The sequence below is a fragment of the Micromonospora sp. NPDC003776 genome, assembly GCF_053605645.1.
This window is the reverse complement of the sequence record NZ_JBSGJR010000089.1, coordinates 1-16,236: the sequence shown is the minus strand read 5'-3', so window position 1 is coordinate 16,236 and position 16,236 is coordinate 1. Positions and strand designations below refer to the sequence as shown.

16 protein-coding genes and 4 tRNA genes are annotated in these 16,236 nt (G+C 72.1%); 17 read left to right on the top strand and 3 right to left on the bottom strand.

Annotation, left to right across the window (positions count from 1 at the left end):
* The first annotated feature begins 101 nt into the window (after positions 1–101).
* The 3 genes from ACWEVO_RS10885 (at position 102) to htpX (ending at position 4,100) form a co-directional block, all read left to right on the top strand.
* Positions 102–1,610 carry a complex I subunit 4 family protein gene (locus tag ACWEVO_RS10885; protein ID WP_452307344.1) on the top strand — a complete coding sequence of 503 codons (1,509 nt, stop codon included), beginning with the start codon at positions 102–104 and terminating at the stop codon, positions 1,608–1,610.
* Complete coding sequence (locus tag ACWEVO_RS10880) at positions 1,607–3,070, top strand: NADH-quinone oxidoreductase subunit N (RefSeq protein ID WP_452307343.1); 1,464 nt, start codon at positions 1,607–1,609, stop codon at positions 3,068–3,070. The genes ACWEVO_RS10885 and ACWEVO_RS10880 overlap by 4 nt, the downstream gene beginning before the upstream one ends.
* A gap of 151 nt (positions 3,071–3,221) precedes the next feature.
* Positions 3,222–4,100: a zinc metalloprotease HtpX gene (htpX, locus tag ACWEVO_RS10875; RefSeq protein WP_452307342.1), complete on the top strand. Its 879-nt coding sequence runs from the start codon at positions 3,222–3,224 to the stop codon at positions 4,098–4,100.
* 52 nt (positions 4,101–4,152) lie between these two features.
* On the opposite strand, the gene ACWEVO_RS10870 is transcribed toward htpX, so the two are convergent.
* Positions 4,153–5,349, bottom strand: a complete 1,197-nt coding sequence (locus ACWEVO_RS10870; protein WP_452307341.1) for an MFS transporter — start codon at positions 5,347–5,349, stop codon at positions 4,153–4,155.
* 297 nt (positions 5,350–5,646) lie between these two features.
* Here ACWEVO_RS10870 and ACWEVO_RS10865 point away from each other — a divergent pair, with 297 nt between their 5' ends.
* On the top strand, positions 5,647–6,906 hold the full coding sequence (locus ACWEVO_RS10865; protein WP_452307340.1) for an MFS transporter: 1,260 nt from the start codon (positions 5,647–5,649) through the stop codon (positions 6,904–6,906).
* 168 nt (positions 6,907–7,074) lie between these two features.
* Here the strand turns inward: ACWEVO_RS10865 and ACWEVO_RS10860 are convergent, their stop codons facing one another.
* A complete protein-coding gene (locus ACWEVO_RS10860; RefSeq protein WP_452307339.1) occupies positions 7,075–7,569 on the bottom strand; it encodes a YajQ family cyclic di-GMP-binding protein in 495 nt (164 codons plus the stop codon).
* 148 nt (positions 7,570–7,717) lie between these two features.
* On the opposite strand from ACWEVO_RS10860, the gene ACWEVO_RS10855 reads away from it, so the two are divergent.
* Positions 7,718–7,801 (top strand) — tRNA-Tyr (locus ACWEVO_RS10855).
* A gap of 278 nt (positions 7,802–8,079) precedes the next feature.
* Here ACWEVO_RS10855 and ACWEVO_RS10850 read toward each other — a convergent pair.
* Positions 8,080–8,325 (bottom strand): hypothetical protein, encoded by a 246-nt coding sequence (locus ACWEVO_RS10850; RefSeq protein ID WP_452307338.1) that lies wholly within the window; start codon positions 8,323–8,325, stop codon positions 8,080–8,082.
* Positions 8,326–8,894: 569 nt separating this feature from the next.
* Here ACWEVO_RS10850 and ACWEVO_RS10845 point away from each other — a divergent pair.
* The 12 genes from ACWEVO_RS10845 to rplA all read left to right on the top strand — a co-directional run bounded on the left by ACWEVO_RS10845 (position 8,895) and on the right by rplA (position 16,152).
* Positions 8,895–9,023, top strand: coding sequence for a hypothetical protein (locus tag ACWEVO_RS10845; protein ID WP_452307337.1), 129 nt, complete (start codon positions 8,895–8,897; stop codon positions 9,021–9,023).
* Positions 9,024–9,109: 86 nt separating this feature from the next.
* The gene (locus ACWEVO_RS10840) at positions 9,110–11,638 is read left to right on the top strand and encodes a putative bifunctional diguanylate cyclase/phosphodiesterase (protein ID WP_452307336.1); all 2,529 of its coding nucleotides are present in this window, start codon (positions 9,110–9,112) and stop codon (positions 11,636–11,638) included.
* A gap of 96 nt (positions 11,639–11,734) precedes the next feature.
* Positions 11,735–11,807: transfer RNA gene (locus tag ACWEVO_RS10835), tRNA-Thr, on the top strand.
* Positions 11,808–11,832: 25 nt separating this feature from the next.
* A tRNA-Met gene (locus tag ACWEVO_RS10830) sits at positions 11,833–11,905 on the top strand.
* A gap of 131 nt (positions 11,906–12,036) precedes the next feature.
* Entirely contained in the window at positions 12,037–12,204 is a 168-nt protein-coding gene (gene rpmG / locus ACWEVO_RS10825) for a 50S ribosomal protein L33 (protein ID WP_013288652.1), read from the top strand.
* A gap of 124 nt (positions 12,205–12,328) precedes the next feature.
* Positions 12,329–12,775, top strand: a complete 447-nt coding sequence (locus ACWEVO_RS10820) for an FAS1-like dehydratase domain-containing protein (protein ID WP_452307335.1) — start codon at positions 12,329–12,331, stop codon at positions 12,773–12,775.
* A 2-nt stretch (positions 12,776–12,777) separates the two neighbouring features.
* On the top strand, positions 12,778–13,170 hold the full coding sequence (locus tag ACWEVO_RS10815; RefSeq protein ID WP_452307334.1) for a MaoC family dehydratase: 393 nt from the start codon (positions 12,778–12,780) through the stop codon (positions 13,168–13,170).
* Between the two features lie 127 nt (positions 13,171–13,297).
* A tRNA-Trp gene (locus tag ACWEVO_RS10810) sits at positions 13,298–13,370 on the top strand.
* Positions 13,371–13,583: 213 nt separating this feature from the next.
* Positions 13,584–13,979 carry a preprotein translocase subunit SecE gene (gene secE / locus ACWEVO_RS10805; RefSeq protein WP_452307333.1) on the top strand — a complete coding sequence of 132 codons (396 nt, stop codon included), beginning with the start codon at positions 13,584–13,586 and terminating at the stop codon, positions 13,977–13,979.
* Positions 13,980–14,014: 35 nt separating this feature from the next.
* On the top strand, positions 14,015–14,734 hold the full coding sequence (nusG, locus tag ACWEVO_RS10800; RefSeq protein ID WP_123240595.1) for a transcription termination/antitermination protein NusG: 720 nt from the start codon (positions 14,015–14,017) through the stop codon (positions 14,732–14,734).
* Positions 14,735–14,921: 187 nt separating this feature from the next.
* Complete coding sequence (rplK, locus tag ACWEVO_RS10795) at positions 14,922–15,353, top strand: 50S ribosomal protein L11 (RefSeq protein WP_452307332.1); 432 nt, start codon at positions 14,922–14,924, stop codon at positions 15,351–15,353.
* Positions 15,354–15,435: 82 nt separating this feature from the next.
* Positions 15,436–16,152 carry a 50S ribosomal protein L1 gene (gene rplA, locus ACWEVO_RS10790; RefSeq protein ID WP_452307331.1) on the top strand — a complete coding sequence of 239 codons (717 nt, stop codon included), beginning with the start codon at positions 15,436–15,438 and terminating at the stop codon, positions 16,150–16,152.
* Positions 16,153–16,236 lie beyond the last annotated feature (84 nt).

Here is a 16,236-nt window from a genome sequence, read left to right as displayed (position 1 = left end):
CTGGCCGCGCTGCACCGGGCGGCCCTGCCCCGGGCGGCGGCCGCCGTGCTGGCCGGCGCCCTGCTGATCGGCGTCGCCGTCGCACTGATCGGGGTGGCCGGATGACCTGGGGGCAGTTCCTGCTGGTGGCGGTGCTCGCCCTGCCGGCGCTCGGCGCGGTCGCGGCGGCCCTCGTCCCGGGTGACCGGGCCGGCCGCCTCGCCGGCACGGTCGCGGCCGGCCTGACCCTGCTCGCCGCCCTGCCGCTGGTCGGCGGGGAGCACGGCTGGTTCGGCTACGGCCCGCGCCCGGCGGTGCAGCCCTGGCACCAGCTCGACCTGCCCTGGGCGCCGGGCCTGGACCTGCGCTTCCACCTCGGGGTGGACGGCATCTCCTGGCCGCTGGTGGTGCTGACCGCCCTGCTCACCCTGCTCTGCTGCGGGTACACGATGTGGCGGGTGCCCGCGGGCGGCGGCAGCGGGCGGGCCCTGGTGGCGCTGCTGCTCGTGGTCGAGGTGGGCATCCTGGGCACCTTCCTCGCGCTCGACCTGGTGCTCTTCTTCCTCTTCTTCGAGGTCGTCCTGCTGCCCATGTACGCGGTGATCGCCGGCTGGGGCGGCGACGACCGGCGGCGGGCGGCCCGCAAGTTCGCCCTCTACACCCTGTTCGGCTCGGTGCTGCTGCTGGTCGGCGTCTATGTCGTGGTCGCCGCCGCCGGCACCGCCGACCTGGTCACGCTGACCGGCGGGACCGGGCTCTCCCGGGGCACCCAGCTCGCCGCGTTCACCCTGCTGGCGCTCGCCTTCGCGGTGAAGAGCCCGCTCTGGCCGCTGCACTCCTGGCTGCCGGACGCGCACACCCAGGCCCCCACCGTCGGGAGCGTGATCCTGGCCGGGGTGCTGCTGAAGATGGGCACCTACGGCCTGATCCGGGTGGCGGTCGGGGTGGCTCCGGAGGGCGCCCGCTGGGCCGCCCCGGCGCTCGGGGTGCTCGCCGTCGCGGCGATCCTGGTCGGCGGGCTGGTCTGCCTGGCCCAGGACGAGCTGAAGCGGCTGATCGCGTACTCCAGCGTCGGGCACATGGGCTTTGTGCTGCTCGGGGTGGCCACGCTCACCGCCACCGGCCTGCAGGCCGCGCTGATCGGCAACATCGCGCACGGGGTGATCACCGGGCTGCTCTTCTTCCTGGCCGGGGCGGTCAAGGACCGGACCCGGACGGGTTCGCTGGCCGACCTGTCCGGGCTGCGGGAGACCGCGCCCCCGTTGGCCGGGCTGCTCGGCTTCGCGGCGGTCGCCTCGCTCGGCCTGCCCGGGCTGGCCGGCTTCTGGGGCGAGGCGTTCGCGGTGGTGGCCGCCGTCCGGCGGGGCGGCGGGCTGTGGACCACGCTCGCGGTGCTGGCCGCGCTCGGCGGGGCGCTGGCCGCGGCGTACTTCCTGCGCCTGCTGCGTCGGGTGACGCACGGCCGGCCCAGCCCGGCGGTCGCCGGGGTCGCGCCGGGGCTGGCCGGGGCGGAGCTGACCGCCTGGGCGCCGCTGGTGCTGCTCGCCCTCGCCGTCGGCCTGGTCCCGGCCCTCGTCCTGTCGTACGCCGCCGGCCCGGTCGGCGCCCTGCTGGGAGTGGTCACGAAATGAGCGTCGTGCAGAGCGTGGACCAGGTGGCGCTGCTGCCGGCGTACCTGGCCGGTGGCACGGCCGTGCTGGTGCTGCTGGCCGACCTGCTGGTGGCGCGTGCCGCCGTGACCGTGGCGGTGGCCGCGACCGGGTCGGCGGCCACCGCGCTCGGCGCGGCCCTGGTCGGCGCCGGGCACGAGCGGCGCACCTTCTGCGTCGGGGCGGACTGCTCCTGGGTGTACGGCGGCCGGGCCGCCCTGGTGGCCGTGGTCCTCGCCCTGCTCACCCTCGGGGTGCTGGCGATCTCGGGTCCGCTGCTGCGGGCCGGCCGGACCCCGGTGGGGGAATACTGCTTCCTCCTCGCCTGCGCGCTGACCGGCGGCGTGGTGCTCGGCGCGGCCGGTGACCTGATCACCCTGATCGTGGCGCTGGAGACGCTCACCCTGCCGCTGTACGTCCTGGTCGGGCTGCGCCGGGGCAGCCTGGCCGGCGCCGAGGCGGCGGTGACGTTCTTCGTGGTCAGCGTGGTGGCCACCACGCTGACCCTGCTCGGCGCGGCGCTGCTCTACGCGGTGGCCGGCACGCTGCACCTGGACCGGCTCGGCGCCACCCTGGCGGGCCGGGACGACCTGCTCGAGCTGCCGCTGACCACGGTGGCGGTGGCGCTGGTGGTGGCCGGGCTGGCGTTCAAGGTGGCCGCCGTGCCGTTCCACGCCTGGGCGCCGGCCACGTACGACGGGGCGCCGCTGCCGGTGGCCGCCTACCTGTCGACGGCCTCCAAGCTGGGCGGCGTGGTGGCCCTGCTGGCGGTGGTGCAGCGGGCGTTGCCGGCCACGGTGACCGGCCCGGTGCTGGCGCTGCTGGCGGTGCTCACCATGACCGTCGGCAACCTGGTGGCGCTGCGCCAGCGGCGGACGGTCCGGCTGCTCGCCTGGTCCTCGGTGGCCCAGGCCGGCTACATCCTCGCCCCGCTCGGCGCGCTGGCGCTGGCCGGTGGGCGCACCGCCGACGCCCGGGCCGGCGCCTACGCGGCGGCCGTCGCGTACGCCGTCTTCTTCGTGCTGCTGGAGCTGGGCGCGTTCGCGGCGGTGGTGGCGCTGCGGCCGGCGGACGGCGACGGCGGCACGCTGGACGACCTGCGCGGTGCGGCCCGCCGACACCCGTGGGTGGGTGGGGCGTTCGCGCTCGCCCTGATCGGGCTGGCCGGGCTGCCGCCGGGCCTGGCCGGGCTGTTCGCCAAGGTGACCGTGGTCCGGGCGCTGCTGGCCGGGCACGCCGGCTGGCTGGCCCTGGTGGTGGCGGTGAACGCGGTGCTCGGCCTCGCCTACTACCTGCGGCTGGCCGCCACCCTCTACGCGGCGCCCGGCCCGGCCCCGGCCCGCCCGGCCCGGCTGGTGGTGGTCGCCCTCGGGGTGGCCACCGCGCTGGCCGTGGTGGTCGGCTTCGCCCCCCAGCTCGTGCTGGACGTCGCCGCCCGGTGAGTGGCGGTTCGTCCCGGAACGGGCGACCGGCACAGCGGACGCACAGAAATCCTCAGCCAACTTTCAGCCATGGGCTGGATGGTTGACGGGTACCGGTGGTGTTGAACCGGTCAGCGGGCCCCGCGCGGGTCCGCGCACCGAAGGAGCGATCGTGCATCACAACCGTCTCAAGACCGCAGCGCTGCTCGGCCTGTTGACCTCGCTGATCCTCGCGGTCGGCTACTGGTTCGGCGGGAGCGGCGGCCTCGTCATCGCCGTCGTCGTCTCGTTGCTGATGAACGGCGTGACCTACTTCTACTCCGACAAGCTCGCCCTGCGCTCGATGCGGGCGCAACCGGTCAGCGAGGCACAGTTCCCCGAGCTGTACCGGATGGTGCGGGAGCTCTCCACCCAGGCGGGCCAGCCGATGCCCCGCCTGTACGTCAGCCCCACGGCACAGCCGAACGCGTTCGCGACCGGGCGTAACCCGCAGCACGCGGCGGTCTGCGTCACCCAGGGCATCGTGGAGATCCTCGACTACCGCGAGCTGCGCGGCGTGATCGGGCACGAGCTGTCCCACGTCTACAACCGGGACATCCTCATCTCCAGCGTGGCGGCCGGGCTGGCCGGCATCATCACCATGCTGGCCAACATCGCCTGGTTCATCCCGCTCGGCTCGTCCGACGACGAGGACGGCCCCAACCCGGCCGTGCTGCTGCTCACCCTGATCCTCGGCCCGATCGCGGCCACCCTGATCCAGCTCGCGATCAGCCGGAGCCGCGAGTACCAGGCCGACCAGTCCGGCGCCGAGCTGAGCCGGGACCCGTTGGCGTTGGCCAGCGCCCTGCGCAAGATCCACATGGGTACGCAGACGCGGCCGCTGCCGCCGCAGGGTCAGCTCACCAGCACCGCGCACCTGATGATCGACAACCCGTTCAAGCGGGGTGGCGGCCTCGCCGCCATGTTCTCCACCCACCCCCCGATGGAGCAGCGGGTGGCCCGGCTGGAGCAGTTGGCCCGCAACAGCGGGCCGGTGCAGTTCCAGCGCTGACCCGTCCGACGACACTCCGCCCGCGTCCGTCCCGGACGCGGGCGGAGTCGTCTCAGGAGGTGGCCTCGGGCAACCGGTCGGGCCGGTTGAGCAGCACGACGGCGAGCAGCACCACCCCCGCCGCGAGGTACGCGACCGCCGGGCCGAACAGTTGGGCCGCGCTGCCCAGCAGGAAGATGCCGCAGCCGGAGATGACGATGTTGGCGGCCACGATGGTCGCCTCCACCTGCCCCATCCGTTCCTTCGGGGCGAGCCGGGCGAAGGTGGCCTGAGCTCCGATCACCCAGCCGCCACCCGCGCCGATCAGCGCGTTCGCCGCCGCCAACGCCAGGAGCGGCGCGTCGAGCGCGACCAGCGCCCCGGCGAGCAGCAGCGCCCCGGCCAGGGCGGCGGCGGTCGCCACCTGGCCCCCCACCCGCGCCAGCCAGGGCCGCCGCGCCGACAGCAGCACGAAGACCGCGCCGCCGAACGCCGAGGCGGCCAGCACCACCGGCCGCCACCCACCGCCGGCCAGGTGGGGGGCGAGCGCCTCCGGCAACCCGCCGGAGAGCACCGTGCCCAGGGTGAGCAGGGCGACCCCGCGCAGCACCGGGTGGCCGACGATGGTGCGTAGCCCGGCGGTGGCCGGTGGCCGGGACCCCCGGCGGACGCCCCGGCCGGCGGGCAACCCGGCCAGCACGACCGCGGCGACCAGGAACGACACCAGGTCGATCAGGAGCGCCATCCGGGCGCCGAGCGCGATGGTCACGCTGGCCCCGGCGAGCAGGCCGACCACCTGGCCCGCCAGGTTGGCGAAGGCGGAGAGGCCGAACAGCGGCAGCCGCAGCGGGACGTCCACCGCCTCGGCGACGATCGCCACGTTGACGCTGGAGTACGCGGCCCGGACCGCGCCCAGCAGGCCGGCCGCGACGATCGCCGGCAGCGGCTGGGGCACCGCGGTCGGGATCGCGATCAGCGCCGCGCCCGCCAGCGAGAGCCAGACCAGCATGGTGCGCCGGGCCGGCACGTCGAGCCAGCCGCTGAACACCGTGGCGACCAGCAGCGCGGGCAGCGCCCGGGCGGCGTACACGGCGGCCGGGCCGAGCACCGAGTGGGTCTGGTCGTACGCCAGCAGCAGCAGGGCGGCGAGCCCGATGAAGTCCCCCAGCTCGGAGATGCCCCGGGCGGTGACCAGCCGCGAGGCGACCGGATGGCGGAACAGGTCGCGGTACCCGGGCGGCGGCCCGGCTCGTTCGTCGGCGTCGGTCATCACCGGGGTGGGCCCGCTTCCCCGGCCGGCGCGACCGGCCTCGCCTGGGGTGGCCACGAGCGGATACCCGGATGAAATGGGTCGATGGTGGTGCCGGTCACCGGACCTCCGTGCGTCATTGGGCGGAGCCTGAACTGGCATGGACTCAGATCGATCAGAAACTACCGCGTTCCGGCCACATGGTCAGCCCCGGACCGGGCCGCCGGTGTGAGCGAGCCGACCATCTCCGCGGCGAGCTGCGGCGTTAGGGTCGGAAAGGATTGCGCTCGTTACCTGCTTCGCACCGGAGGTGCACCCTTGGCCGCTCTGCGCCAGTACCTGGGGGTCTGGCGGATCCCCGGCGCGCCGATGCTGCTCGTCCTCGGCATCATCGGCCGACTCGGGATCGGCATGACCCCGTTGGCGCTCCTGCTCGTGGTCGAGGAGGTGACCGACCGATACTCGCTGGCCGCCGTCGCCGGTGGCATCTACGCCCTCGCCGGGGCCGCGCTCAGCCCGGTCGCCGGGCGGATCGCCGACCGGGTCGGCCCCACCCCGGTGCTGCTCGCCACCGCCGTCGCCCACCCGCTGGCCCTGTTCGGGCTGCTCGGGGCGAGCCGGTCCGAAGGCGGCAACCTCGCCCTCATCTACCTCGCCGCCGGAGTCGCCGGGGCCACCTACCCGCCGCTCACCGCGGCCATCCGGGGCGCCTGGAACGATCTCACCGCGCCGGCCTTCGGCCGTACCCACCTGCGCAACACGGCGCTCGCCGCGGAGACCTCCCTCTTCGAGGTCGTCTTCGTGCTCGGCCCGCTGCTCGTCGCGGCGTTCGTGCTGCTCGCCGACGCCGCCGCGGCGCTGGTCGGGGCGGCCGTGGTCACCCTGGTCGGCACCACCGCCGTCGCCCTCGGCCGGGTGATGCGCGCCTGGCGGCCGCACCCGCGCGAGCACCACGCCCGGGGCCTCGGCCCGCTGCGGGTCGGCGGCTTCCCGGCCCTGCTGCTCTGCGTCGCCAGTCTCGGCATCGCGTTCGGGGCCGCCGGGGTGGTCGTCCCGGCCTTCGCCGGGAACGCCGCCCCCGACGACCCGGAGAGCCTCGCCGGCCTGCTGCTGGCCGTCTGGGGCATCGGCAGCGCCGTGGGCGGCTTCTGGTTCGGGGTACGCCGCCCGGCGGTCAACATGACCCGCCAGTTCGCCTGGCTGCTCGGCGCGGTGGCGGCCAGCTTCGCGGTCTTCGCGGCGATGCCCACCCCGGTGGCCCTCGGCGTCGCCCTGGTGCTCGGCGGGGCCACCATCGCCCCCGCCCTGACCCTGGAGAACACCCTGGTCGGGCGGATCGCCCCGGCCGGCATGCTGAACGAGGCGTACACCTGGGTGGTCACCATGTCGGTGGCCGCGAGCGCGGTCGGCGGGTCGATCGCCGGGCTGATCGTCGACCACGCCGGCGGCGTGCCCTGGGCCTTCCTCTTCGCCGGGTCGGCGGTCGCCGTCGGGGCCGCCCTCGCCGCGCTCCCCGCCGGCCCCATCGCCCACGCCGAGGCCCGCGCGATACGCGCCGAACAGTCGCTGGCGGCCTGAGGGATCAGGTGCGCGCCGGCGGGTAACCGTCGGGAATGTTCTTCTTCTTCTCGAACCGGATCGGTTGTCTCGGCTCGATCCTGATCAGCGCGATCCTCACCGTGATCCTGCTGCTGATCTTCTCGCGTTGAAGCGGGCCGGCCCCGGCAGGGGGCCGGCCCAGGATCGTCAGCGGTAGTTGGTGAACTGCAGGGCGACCCCGAAGTCCTCGCCCTTGAGCAGCGCGATGACGGCCTGCAGGTCGTCCTTCTTCTTGCCGGTGACCCGGAGCTGGTCGCCCTGGATCTGCGGCTGGACGCCCTTGGGGCCCTCGTCCCGGATCTTCTTGCTGATCGCCTTGGCCTTGTCCGAGTCGATGCCCTGGATCACCTTGGCGTCGATCTTGAAGACCTTGCCCGACGAGCGCGGGTCACCGGCGTCCAGCGACTTGAGCGAGATGTTCCGCTTGACCAGCTTCTCCTTGAAGACCTCCAGCGCGGCCCGGACCCGCTCCTCGGTCTCCGCCTGGAGGCTGATCGCCTCCTCGCCCGACCAGGAGATCTCGGCGCCGGTGCCGCGGAAGTCGAACCGCGTCGCGAGCTCCTTCTCCGCCTGGCGGAGGGCGTTGTCGACCTCCTGCCGGTCGACCTTGCTCACGATGTCGAAGGACGGGTTCGCTGCCATGCTCATGCTCCTGCTGTCCGGCGGTCTGTCCTGTTCCGTCCCCCGCTGACCAGCGTTGGGACCCCCTGACGGTACCCGCTTGCGGCGGCCCCGGGGGCAACCGCTATCCTTGCTTCCGCTGCCGCGTTCCGACGCGGTGGAGCGCCCTGGCGGGTTGCCCGAGCGGCCAATGGGAGCGGACTGTAAATCCGTCGCGAAAGCTACAGAGGTTCGAATCCTCTACCCGCCACCAGGCAACGACAAGGCCCTTGACCTGCGGAAACGCGAGTCAGGGGCCTTTGTTGTCTTTCGCTGCGGGTGATGGTTGGCGCCCCCTGCTCGACCGCCCTGTCGGGCAGGCAACGGCACGCTGGATCTTGGCGCCGGGCCCGACCCCCCGCCCCTCCATGCGCCGGCGACGACCACGAGGACAGCGACCGCAAGCGGCGGGTGCGGTCGACCAGGCGCCGGCCGGACGCCCCGGCCTCGCCCGCCAGTGGAGAACCGCGCCGCGGCCGGAACCGCGTCGGCCTATTCCTCCTCGCCCCGGCGTCCCTCCCGCCAGAGCTCGTGTTCGCGAAGGACCCATGCGAGCCAGTAGAGGCCGAACGAGACCACAAAGATGGCGAAGACCAGCACTGTGATGGCGCTCAGGAACCGGCTGCCCGCCCCCGGCTGCGCCGCGCACACCAGCAGCACCACGCCGAGGAAGAGGGAACTCACCATCAGCGACCGGAAGGCCGGTTGTTCGACTGGATGCTTGTGCGGGTCCGGCATGATCGCTCCTTCGCGGGTGCGCCCATCCTCAAGGCCCGGGGCAACCCCCGCAAGGGCTTGATCATCTCTTACGCCCGGTGCCTCCGGTGCCGGCCGCAGGTGGAGCCGGGGGCGGGAGGGCCGTCGGCGAACCGCGCAGCGCGAGGTTCGGGCCGTTGGCGAACCGGGGCGGTGGCCGTCGCAACCGAGGAGGCCGAGCGGGCGGGGGAGCGTTGGCGTTTTGGACGTGAATGAGCGAGGCAACCTCTGGCGCTTCAGCCCCGCGCAGGTATGGTGGTCTATGCCTGAGGCAAGGGTGCACGTCGACTGGCGACGCAGCGTGATGATTGGTGAGGCGGGGGCTTCGCGTGGCTTGATCGGTTCGTGCTGAAGGTCTGATTCCGCAGTGGACGAAGCGAGCCGTCGTCCGTAGCGCCCGTGATCTGGCTGGCCGTGCCTCGGGGCCTGGACCGAACGGCGGAACCTGCGCGACGGTCGGATCGGTGCTGCTCTCACAACTTTCCTGCGCCCGCGCGGTGTGGCACCATCGTGGCACCCATCGTTGTGTCTTTCTCGCGACAGGAGCAATCATGTCTGGTCGAAGGTTGGGCCGGCTGCTTGGTTCGCTGCTTCTTCTCGCCGCGCTCTTCGGCGGCAGCGCCGCCGCCGACCCTGCGGCGTCCCCCGACGCGCAGATGGTGGACATCATCTGGCAGTGAACGTGCGGCCCTTTCTCGCCGGCTCGGGCTACCGGACCGGCGAGGTAGGTCACGCTGCGTAACCCCTGATTTTCGCGAGGAGCCGGATGGCTGGACGCGGCCAAGCACGACGCAGGTCGTCCGAGGACGCCTGGATCATCACGGCACCCCTGGCGTTGGCGGCGGTGGTCTGTACCACCGCCACCGCGCTCGTCGCAGACCACCCCACGGGGGAGTGGCCGCTGGCGGCGCTGCTCCTCGTGCTCATGGTCGCGGCGGGTATGCCGCTGCTGAGCCTGATCGTGCGTCGGCAGACGATCGGCGTCACGCTCACCGAGATCCCGTTCGTCTTCGCGCTCTTCTACCTGCCACCGCTGACGGTCGTCATCGTCTACACGTTGGCCTCTCTCGTCGCACAACTTCGCCATCGGATGGCGGCCCCGAAGGTCTGGTTCAACGTCGCGCGGGCGGCGGCCGGGGCCTCGCTGGCGACGCTCGTGCTGCAGGCGTTCCCACCGTTGTCGGGGGTCGGTCCGCGCACCTGGGTGACGATCTTCACCGCGGTCACCATGCTGCTGCTGGTCAGCACCCTGAGTGTGGCCGGGGTGCATACGCTGCTGCACGGCTGGCAGACCGGTCGCGGCGTGTTGCGCACCACCATGTCGGGCGTGCTGACCAACGAGGTCAACGTGGCGGTCGGCCTGATCATGCTGATCACCGTCGAGACGACGTGGTGGTCGCTGCTGCTGGTCGCCGTGCTCGGTGGCGGCGTGGCCCTGGTCTACCGCTCGTACGCGCGGTTCTTCCGCCAGCACCGCACCCTGACCGATCTGTACGACCTGACCCGCGCGGTGATGGAGCGCGGCGAGAACGGGTCGATCGCCGACGCGCTGCTCAGCCGGGTCGGCGCGCTGATGCAGGCCGAGTACGCCACCCTCTGGCTACCGGAGCAGGGGCTCTACCCGGAGACCCTGCTCACCGCTCGGGTGGATGATGCGGGGCTGTTGGACCTGGTGCGTACGCCGCCCCGGATCCGGGAGATGGTGCGGGAGAGCGGCCGGACGATCGCCGTGGGACGGATCGTCACCACGGACCCGGACCTGCGGCCCCTCCTACTGGAACATCGGGTCAAGGACATCGTGGTCGTCCCGCTCCGCTCCGGTCAGGTCGTCATCGGCGCCTTGGAGGTGGCGAACCGGCTGGGGGACGGCAACCACTTCACCCCCAGCGACATCGCGGTCCTCGAGACGGTCGCCGCGCACGCCGCCGTCGCCCTGGAGAACTCCCGGCTGGTCGACCGGCTGCGCCACGACGCGAACCACGACGCGCTGACCAAGCTGCCGAACCGACGGCAGGTCACCGCGGCGGTCGCCGAGGCCGTCAAGATCCGGGCGCCCGGCGAGGTCGTGGCGTTGCTGCTGTTCGACGTCGACCGGCTGCGCCAGGTCAACGAGTCGCTCGGCCACGCGGCCGGGGACAAGGTCCTCGTCGAGGTCGCGTCGCGGCTGCGCGCCTGCGCGCCCTCCTCGGCCCTGGTCGGCCGGGCCGGCGGTGACGAGTTCCTGGTCACCCTCCGGCTGGAGAGCACCGAGGCGGCGCTGGAGCTGGCCGGGCAGCTGCGCGAGCAGATCCGCGACGAGATGGTCTTCGACGCGCTCACCCTGGACGTGGACACCGCCGTCGGGGTGGCCGTGCATCCCGACCACGGCAGCGACGCGTCGGTCCTGCTGCAGCGGGTCGACCTAGCGACGACCGCGGCCAAGTCGGTCCCGGGCAGCGTCCAGCTCTACAGTCCCGCGCTGGAGTCCCGGTCGCTGCGCCGGCTGGGCCTCGCCGGCGACCTGCGCCGGGCTCTGGACGGCGGCGAGCTGGAGGTCTACTTCCAGCCGAAGGTGACGCTGCGGGACCGCCGCCTCGTCGGGGTGGAGTGCCTGGCCCGGTGGGAGCACCCGGCGCACGGGACGGTGTCCCCGGACGACTTCGTCGCGGTGGCGGAGCACACCGGCCAGCTGGGCCGGCTCACCGAGTTCGTGCTCCGGGAGAGCCTGCGCCGCAGCCGGGACTGGCAGCAGGGCGGCCAGCCGCTGTCCGTCTCGGTCAACCTCGCCGCCCGTACCCTCACCGACCAGCACTTCCCGGCGCTGGTGGAGGAGCTGCTCGACGAGTACGGCGTACCGCCGCAGCGGCTCACCCTGGAGATCACCGAGGCCGGGGTGCTCGATGGCACGGAACGGCCGATTCCGACCCTGCGGCGCCTGCGCGACCTCGGTGTCCGGTTGTCGGTGGACGATTTCGGCACCGGGAACTCGTCCCTGGCCCAGCTGCGCCGGCTCCCCGTGCACGAGGTGAAGGTCGACCGCTCGTTCGTCCAGGGCATGGCGACCGACCCGAGCGACCTGGCGATCGTGAACGCCGTGGTGACCCTCTCCCAGCAGTTCGGGCTCGCCGTGGTGGCCGAGGGCGTGGAGAGCGAGCTGACCCTGGAGCTGCTCCAGGACATCGGCTGCGAGATCGGCCAGGGGTTCCTGTTCAGCCGGCCGCTGCCGTACGAGCGGCTGGAGGCCTGGTTCGCCGCCCAGGTCGACCCGGAGCCGGTGCCCGCCGGCGAGCTGCCGCGCCTGCGGGTTGTCCCCTGACCTGCGGCAACGCGACAAGGGGGGATCCGATTTCACCTCGCGGGCGAGGTCGTGTACTGTTTCCCCTGCGCGGCACCCCCCGGGGTGATCGAGCAGGCCCCCTTAGCTCAGTCGGCAGAGCGTCTCCATGGTAAGGAGAAGGTCTACGGTTCGATTCCGTAAGGGGGCTCAAAGGGTCCGGCTGGACCCGCCACGGCGGTGTAGCTCAGATGGCAGAGCAAGCGGCTCATAATCGCTGTGTCGCCGGTTCAAGTCCGGCCACCGCTACTCTCGTCCTCCGGGTCAACCCGGTGGTCGGTGGGATGGGCGCCACAGGCGCCCACTTTGCATGTCTGCGCCGTCAACGCGTAGGCTCATGCGCCGTAGTTGTTACCCGTTAGCGAGGAAGGCACTCCGCCGTGGCGAAGGCGACCGATGTCCGGCCGAAGATCACTTTGGCGTGTGTGGAGTGCAAGGAGCGCAACTACATCACGCGCAAGAACCGTCGTAACGACCCGGACCGCATCGAGCTGAAGAAGTTCTGCCCCCGGGACGGCAAGCACACGGTCCACCGCGAGACCCGCTGACCCACGGCCGGCCCAGCCGGCCCGGTCGCACAGGCTCCATCGAACGCCGATCCGTACGGACGGCGGCCCCGCGCCGCCCGTCCCGTACGGGTCGGCGTTCGTGTTGTACGTGTAGGTTCGCGGCATGTCCCTGGACCCGTCCTTCGTCGGCCGGACCTATCCGCCGACCGCCCCCTATCAGGTGGGCCGAGAAAAGATCCGCGAGTTCGCCACCGCCATCGGCGCCATCGACCCGGCGTACCACGACCCGGAGGCGGCCCGGGCGCTCGGGCACCCCGACGTGGTCGCCCCGCCGACCTTCCCGGTGGTGGTCACCATGGCCGCCAGCCGACAGATCATCGAGGATCCCGCGCTGGGTGTGGACTACAGCCGGGTGGTGCACGGCGACCAGCGCTTCGCGTACACCCGCCCGGTGGTGGCCGGCGACGAGCTGGTCTGCGTCAACACCATCGAAGAGGTGACCACCCGGGGCGGGCACGGCTTCCTGACCACCCGCACCGACGTGAGCACCGTCGCCGGGGAGCCGGTGGCCGCCGTCTGGTCCAAGATCGTCGTACGCGGGGAGGCCTGACCATGGAACTGCCCACCCAGACCTTCCGGGTGACCCGGGCGGACCTGGTCCGCTACGCGGGCGCCTCGGGCGACTTCAACCCGATCCACTGGAGCGACCGGACCGCCACCAAGGTCGGCCTGCCCGGCGTCATCGCCCACGGCATGTTCACCATGGCGCTGGTCGGCCGCGCGGTCACCGCGTGGGCCGGCGCGCCCGACGCGGTGGTCGACTTCGGGGTCCGGTTCACCCGCCCGGTGGTCGTCCCGGACACCGACGAGGGCACCGAGATCGAGGTCTCCGCGGTGGTCAAGGAGGTCACCGAGGACGGCCTGACCAGGCTGGACGTCACCGCGACCTGCCTCGGCGAGAAGGTGCTGTCGCAGGCCCGGGCGACGGTCCGGACGCCGCGCTGAGCGATCTCTCGACGCGCGAGGGGCAGACCGGTTGGGAAAGTCGCACGACTACCCGTACACTGGTCCGCCGTGGGGCAAGTGACCCCTGCCTGGCACCGCGTGCCGGGTGGGACGAACGTTGCCGCACAGGGGTGTAGCTCAATTGGCAGAGCAGCGGTCTCCAAAACCGCAGGCTGCAGGTTCAAGTCCTGTCACCCCTGCGCCTCAGGCCTGACCGTTCCGTGGGTCGCGCCGCCCGTACGGCGGCGTCCGGCCCGTGGTGGTGGCACCGGCGGGGTGGTTCCGAGGCATTCGGGGCCCTTCCCGGCGGTCCGCCGGCCGCGGCCCGTCGCGGGACGGTTGGTCCGGCCGGCGTGACCACACGCCGCGCACGCTCATCGGCGTGCGACCCGATATCCCGCACGGAGGGCGAAGTGGCCGAGAGCAAGCGGCGCGGCGAGGACGCCGGCGACGAGCGTCTGGAAGAGGACGCGATCGTCGACGACGTAGCCGACGACGACGCCACCAACGCGGAGGACGAGTCGGTCTCCCGGGGCGGCACCGCCACCCGTAAGCGGGCCCGCGCCGAGTCGACCGAGGGCCGCAAGACCCGGAAGGACACCGAGCGGATCGGGCTCTTCGCCCGCATCGTGCGGTTCTTCCGCGAGGTCGTGGCCGAGCTGCGTAAGGTCATCTGGCCGACCCGCAAGGAGCTGCTGACCTACACGGCCGTGGTGGTCACCTTCGTCGCGGTGATGCTGGCGATCGTGGCCGGCCTGGACTACGGCTTCGCGAAGGCGGTGCTGTTCGTCTTCGGCGGCAAGAGCTGACAGGCCAACAGCGATAGTGACGGAAGTGAGCGAGCGTGCCTGAGTACGACGAGACCGCCGAGACCCCGGACGAGCAGTCCACGGTGGCGACGGCGGCCAATGAGGAGTCGGTCGAGGCCGCCAGCGAGCCGGAATTCCCGACCACCGAGCCGGCGGACGAGGAGTTCGACCCGGTCGCCGAGCTGCGCCAGAAGCTGCGCTACGCCCCCGGCGACTGGTACGTGGTGCACTCCTACGCCGGCTACGAGAACAAGGTCAAGACCAACCTCGAGACCCGGATCACCTCCCTCGACATGGAGGACTTCATCTACCAGGTCGAGGTGCCGACGCGGGAAGAGGTCGAGGTCAAGAACGGTAAGCGGTCGCAGGTCCAGGCGAAGGTCTTCCCGGGCTACATCCTGGTCCGGATGGAGCTGACCGCCGAGTCCTACTCCTGTGTCCGGAACACCCCGGGGGTCACCGGCTTCGTCGGCGCGACCGACCGGGCCGACCGTCCGGCGCCGCTGAGCCTCGACGAGGTGCTCAAGTGGCTGGCCCCGGCGGTCGAGGCCGTGGAGAAGAAGGCGAAGCCCGAGGTCAAGGTCCTCGACTTCGAGGTCGGCGACTCGGTCACCGTCACCGATGGGGCGTTCGCCTCGCTGCCGGCGACGATCAGCGAGATCAACGCCGACCAGCAGAAGCTCAAGGTGCTGGTCTCGATCTTCGGCCGGGAGACCCCGGTCGAGCTCAACTTCAACCAGGTCGCCAAGATCTGACGTACCTCGCGCACCGGCGGTGGGCCTCGCGGCCGGCCGCCGGTGCGGTCTTTCGCCACCGCGCCGGACCTCGGCGGCGGGGGCGACCGAAGGCTGCGCTACCCTAGAACGTCGGCTGTCCGCAGCGCGCTGACCGTGCGCGCCCGCGGACCGGCGAAAATCCCAGTTCCAAGCCCCAGGAAGAGACATGCCTCCGAAGAAGAAGCTCGTCAAGACGTTCACGCTTCAGCTGAAGGCGGGCCAGGCCACTCCGGCGCCCCCGGTCGGCCCGGCGCTCGGTCAGCACGGCGTGAACATCATGGAGTTCTGCAAGTCCTACAACGCGCAGACCGAGTCTCAGCGGGGCGACATCGTCCCCGCCGAGATCAGCGTCTACGAGGACCGGAGCTTCACCTTCGTCCTGAAGACCCCGCCCGCCGCCCGGCTGCTGCTCAAGGCCGCCGGCGTGGAGAAGGGCTCGGGCGTCCCGCAGAAGGACAAGGTCGGCTCCGTGACCATGACCCAGGTGCGTGAGATCGCCGAGAAGAAGATGGTCGACCTCAACGCCAACGACATCGACCAGGCTGCGAAGATCATCGCCGGCACCGCCCGGTCGATGGGCATCATCGTCAACGACTGACGTCGGTCAGCACTTTCCCGATCAGTTCGTGGGAGGGCGCGCGGACGCCGCGGCCCGCCATAGACCACAGGAGTAACCAGAAATGCAGCGCAGCAAGAGCTACCGCAAGGCCGCCGAGGTCATCGACCGGTCGAAGCTCTACTCTCCCGCCGAGGCCGTCAAGCTGGCCAAGGACACCACCAACGTCAAGTTCGACGCCACGGTCGAGGTCGCGATGCGCCTCGGCGTCGACCCCCGCAAGGCGGACCAGATGGTCCGCGGCACGGTCAACCTGCCGCACGGCACCGGTAAGACCGCCCGCGTGATCGTCTTCGCCGCCGGCGCCAAGGCCGAGGAGGCCGCCGCCGCGGGTGCGGACGAGGTGGGCACCGACGAGCTGGTCGCCCGTATCCAGGGCGGTTGGCTGGACTTCGACGCGGCGATCGCCACCCCGGACCAGATGGCCAAGATCGGTCGGATCGCGCGGATCCTGGGCCCGCGCGGCCTGATGCCGAACCCGAAGACCGGCACGGTGACCATGGACGTCGCCAAGGCCGTCTCGGACATCAAGGGCGGTAAGATCACCTTCCGGGTGGACAAGCACTCCAACCTCCACCTGATCATCGGCAAGGCCTCGTTCTCCGAGTCCCAGCTGATCGACAACTACGCGGCGGTGCTGGACGAGGTGCTGCGCTCGAAGCCGTCCGCGGCCAAGGGCACGTACCTGAAGAAGGTCACCCTCACCACCACCATGGGCCCGGGCGTCCCGGTCGACCCGAAGCTGATCAAGAACCTGCAGGAGACTCCGGCCGAGGCCTGAGCACGACTGCCCTGACGGGGCCCCGCCACCACCGATGAGGGGGCCCCTTGGGATTTACGTGGTGGGAGGGAGGGGGCATGCGGC

Bases quoted from the DNA above. Each gene is read 5' to 3' on its own strand.
- ACWEVO_RS10885 (WP_452307344.1), top strand. From the start codon at position 102: ATGACCTGGGGGCAGTTCCTGCTGGTGGCGGTGCTCGCCCTGCCGGCG.
- ACWEVO_RS10880 (WP_452307343.1), top strand. From the start codon at position 1,607: ATGAGCGTCGTGCAGAGCGTGGACCAGGTGGCGCTGCTGCCGGCGTAC.
- ACWEVO_RS10870 (WP_452307341.1), bottom strand. From the start codon at position 5,349: ATGACCGACGCCGACGAACGAGCCGGGCCGCCGCCCGGGTACCGCGAC.
- ACWEVO_RS10860 (WP_452307339.1), bottom strand. From the start codon at position 7,569: ATGGCAGCGAACCCGTCCTTCGACATCGTGAGCAAGGTCGACCGGCAG.
- ACWEVO_RS10850 (WP_452307338.1), bottom strand. From the start codon at position 8,325: ATGCCGGACCCGCACAAGCATCCAGTCGAACAACCGGCCTTCCGGTCG.
- ACWEVO_RS10845 (WP_452307337.1), top strand. From the start codon at position 8,895: ATGTCTGGTCGAAGGTTGGGCCGGCTGCTTGGTTCGCTGCTTCTTCTC.
- ACWEVO_RS10840 (WP_452307336.1), top strand. From the start codon at position 9,110: ATGGCTGGACGCGGCCAAGCACGACGCAGGTCGTCCGAGGACGCCTGG.
- ACWEVO_RS10820 (WP_452307335.1), top strand. From the start codon at position 12,329: ATGTCCCTGGACCCGTCCTTCGTCGGCCGGACCTATCCGCCGACCGCC.
- ACWEVO_RS10815 (WP_452307334.1), top strand. From the start codon at position 12,778: ATGGAACTGCCCACCCAGACCTTCCGGGTGACCCGGGCGGACCTGGTC.
- rplK (WP_452307332.1), top strand. From the start codon at position 14,922: ATGCCTCCGAAGAAGAAGCTCGTCAAGACGTTCACGCTTCAGCTGAAG.
- rplA (WP_452307331.1), top strand. From the start codon at position 15,436: ATGCAGCGCAGCAAGAGCTACCGCAAGGCCGCCGAGGTCATCGACCGG.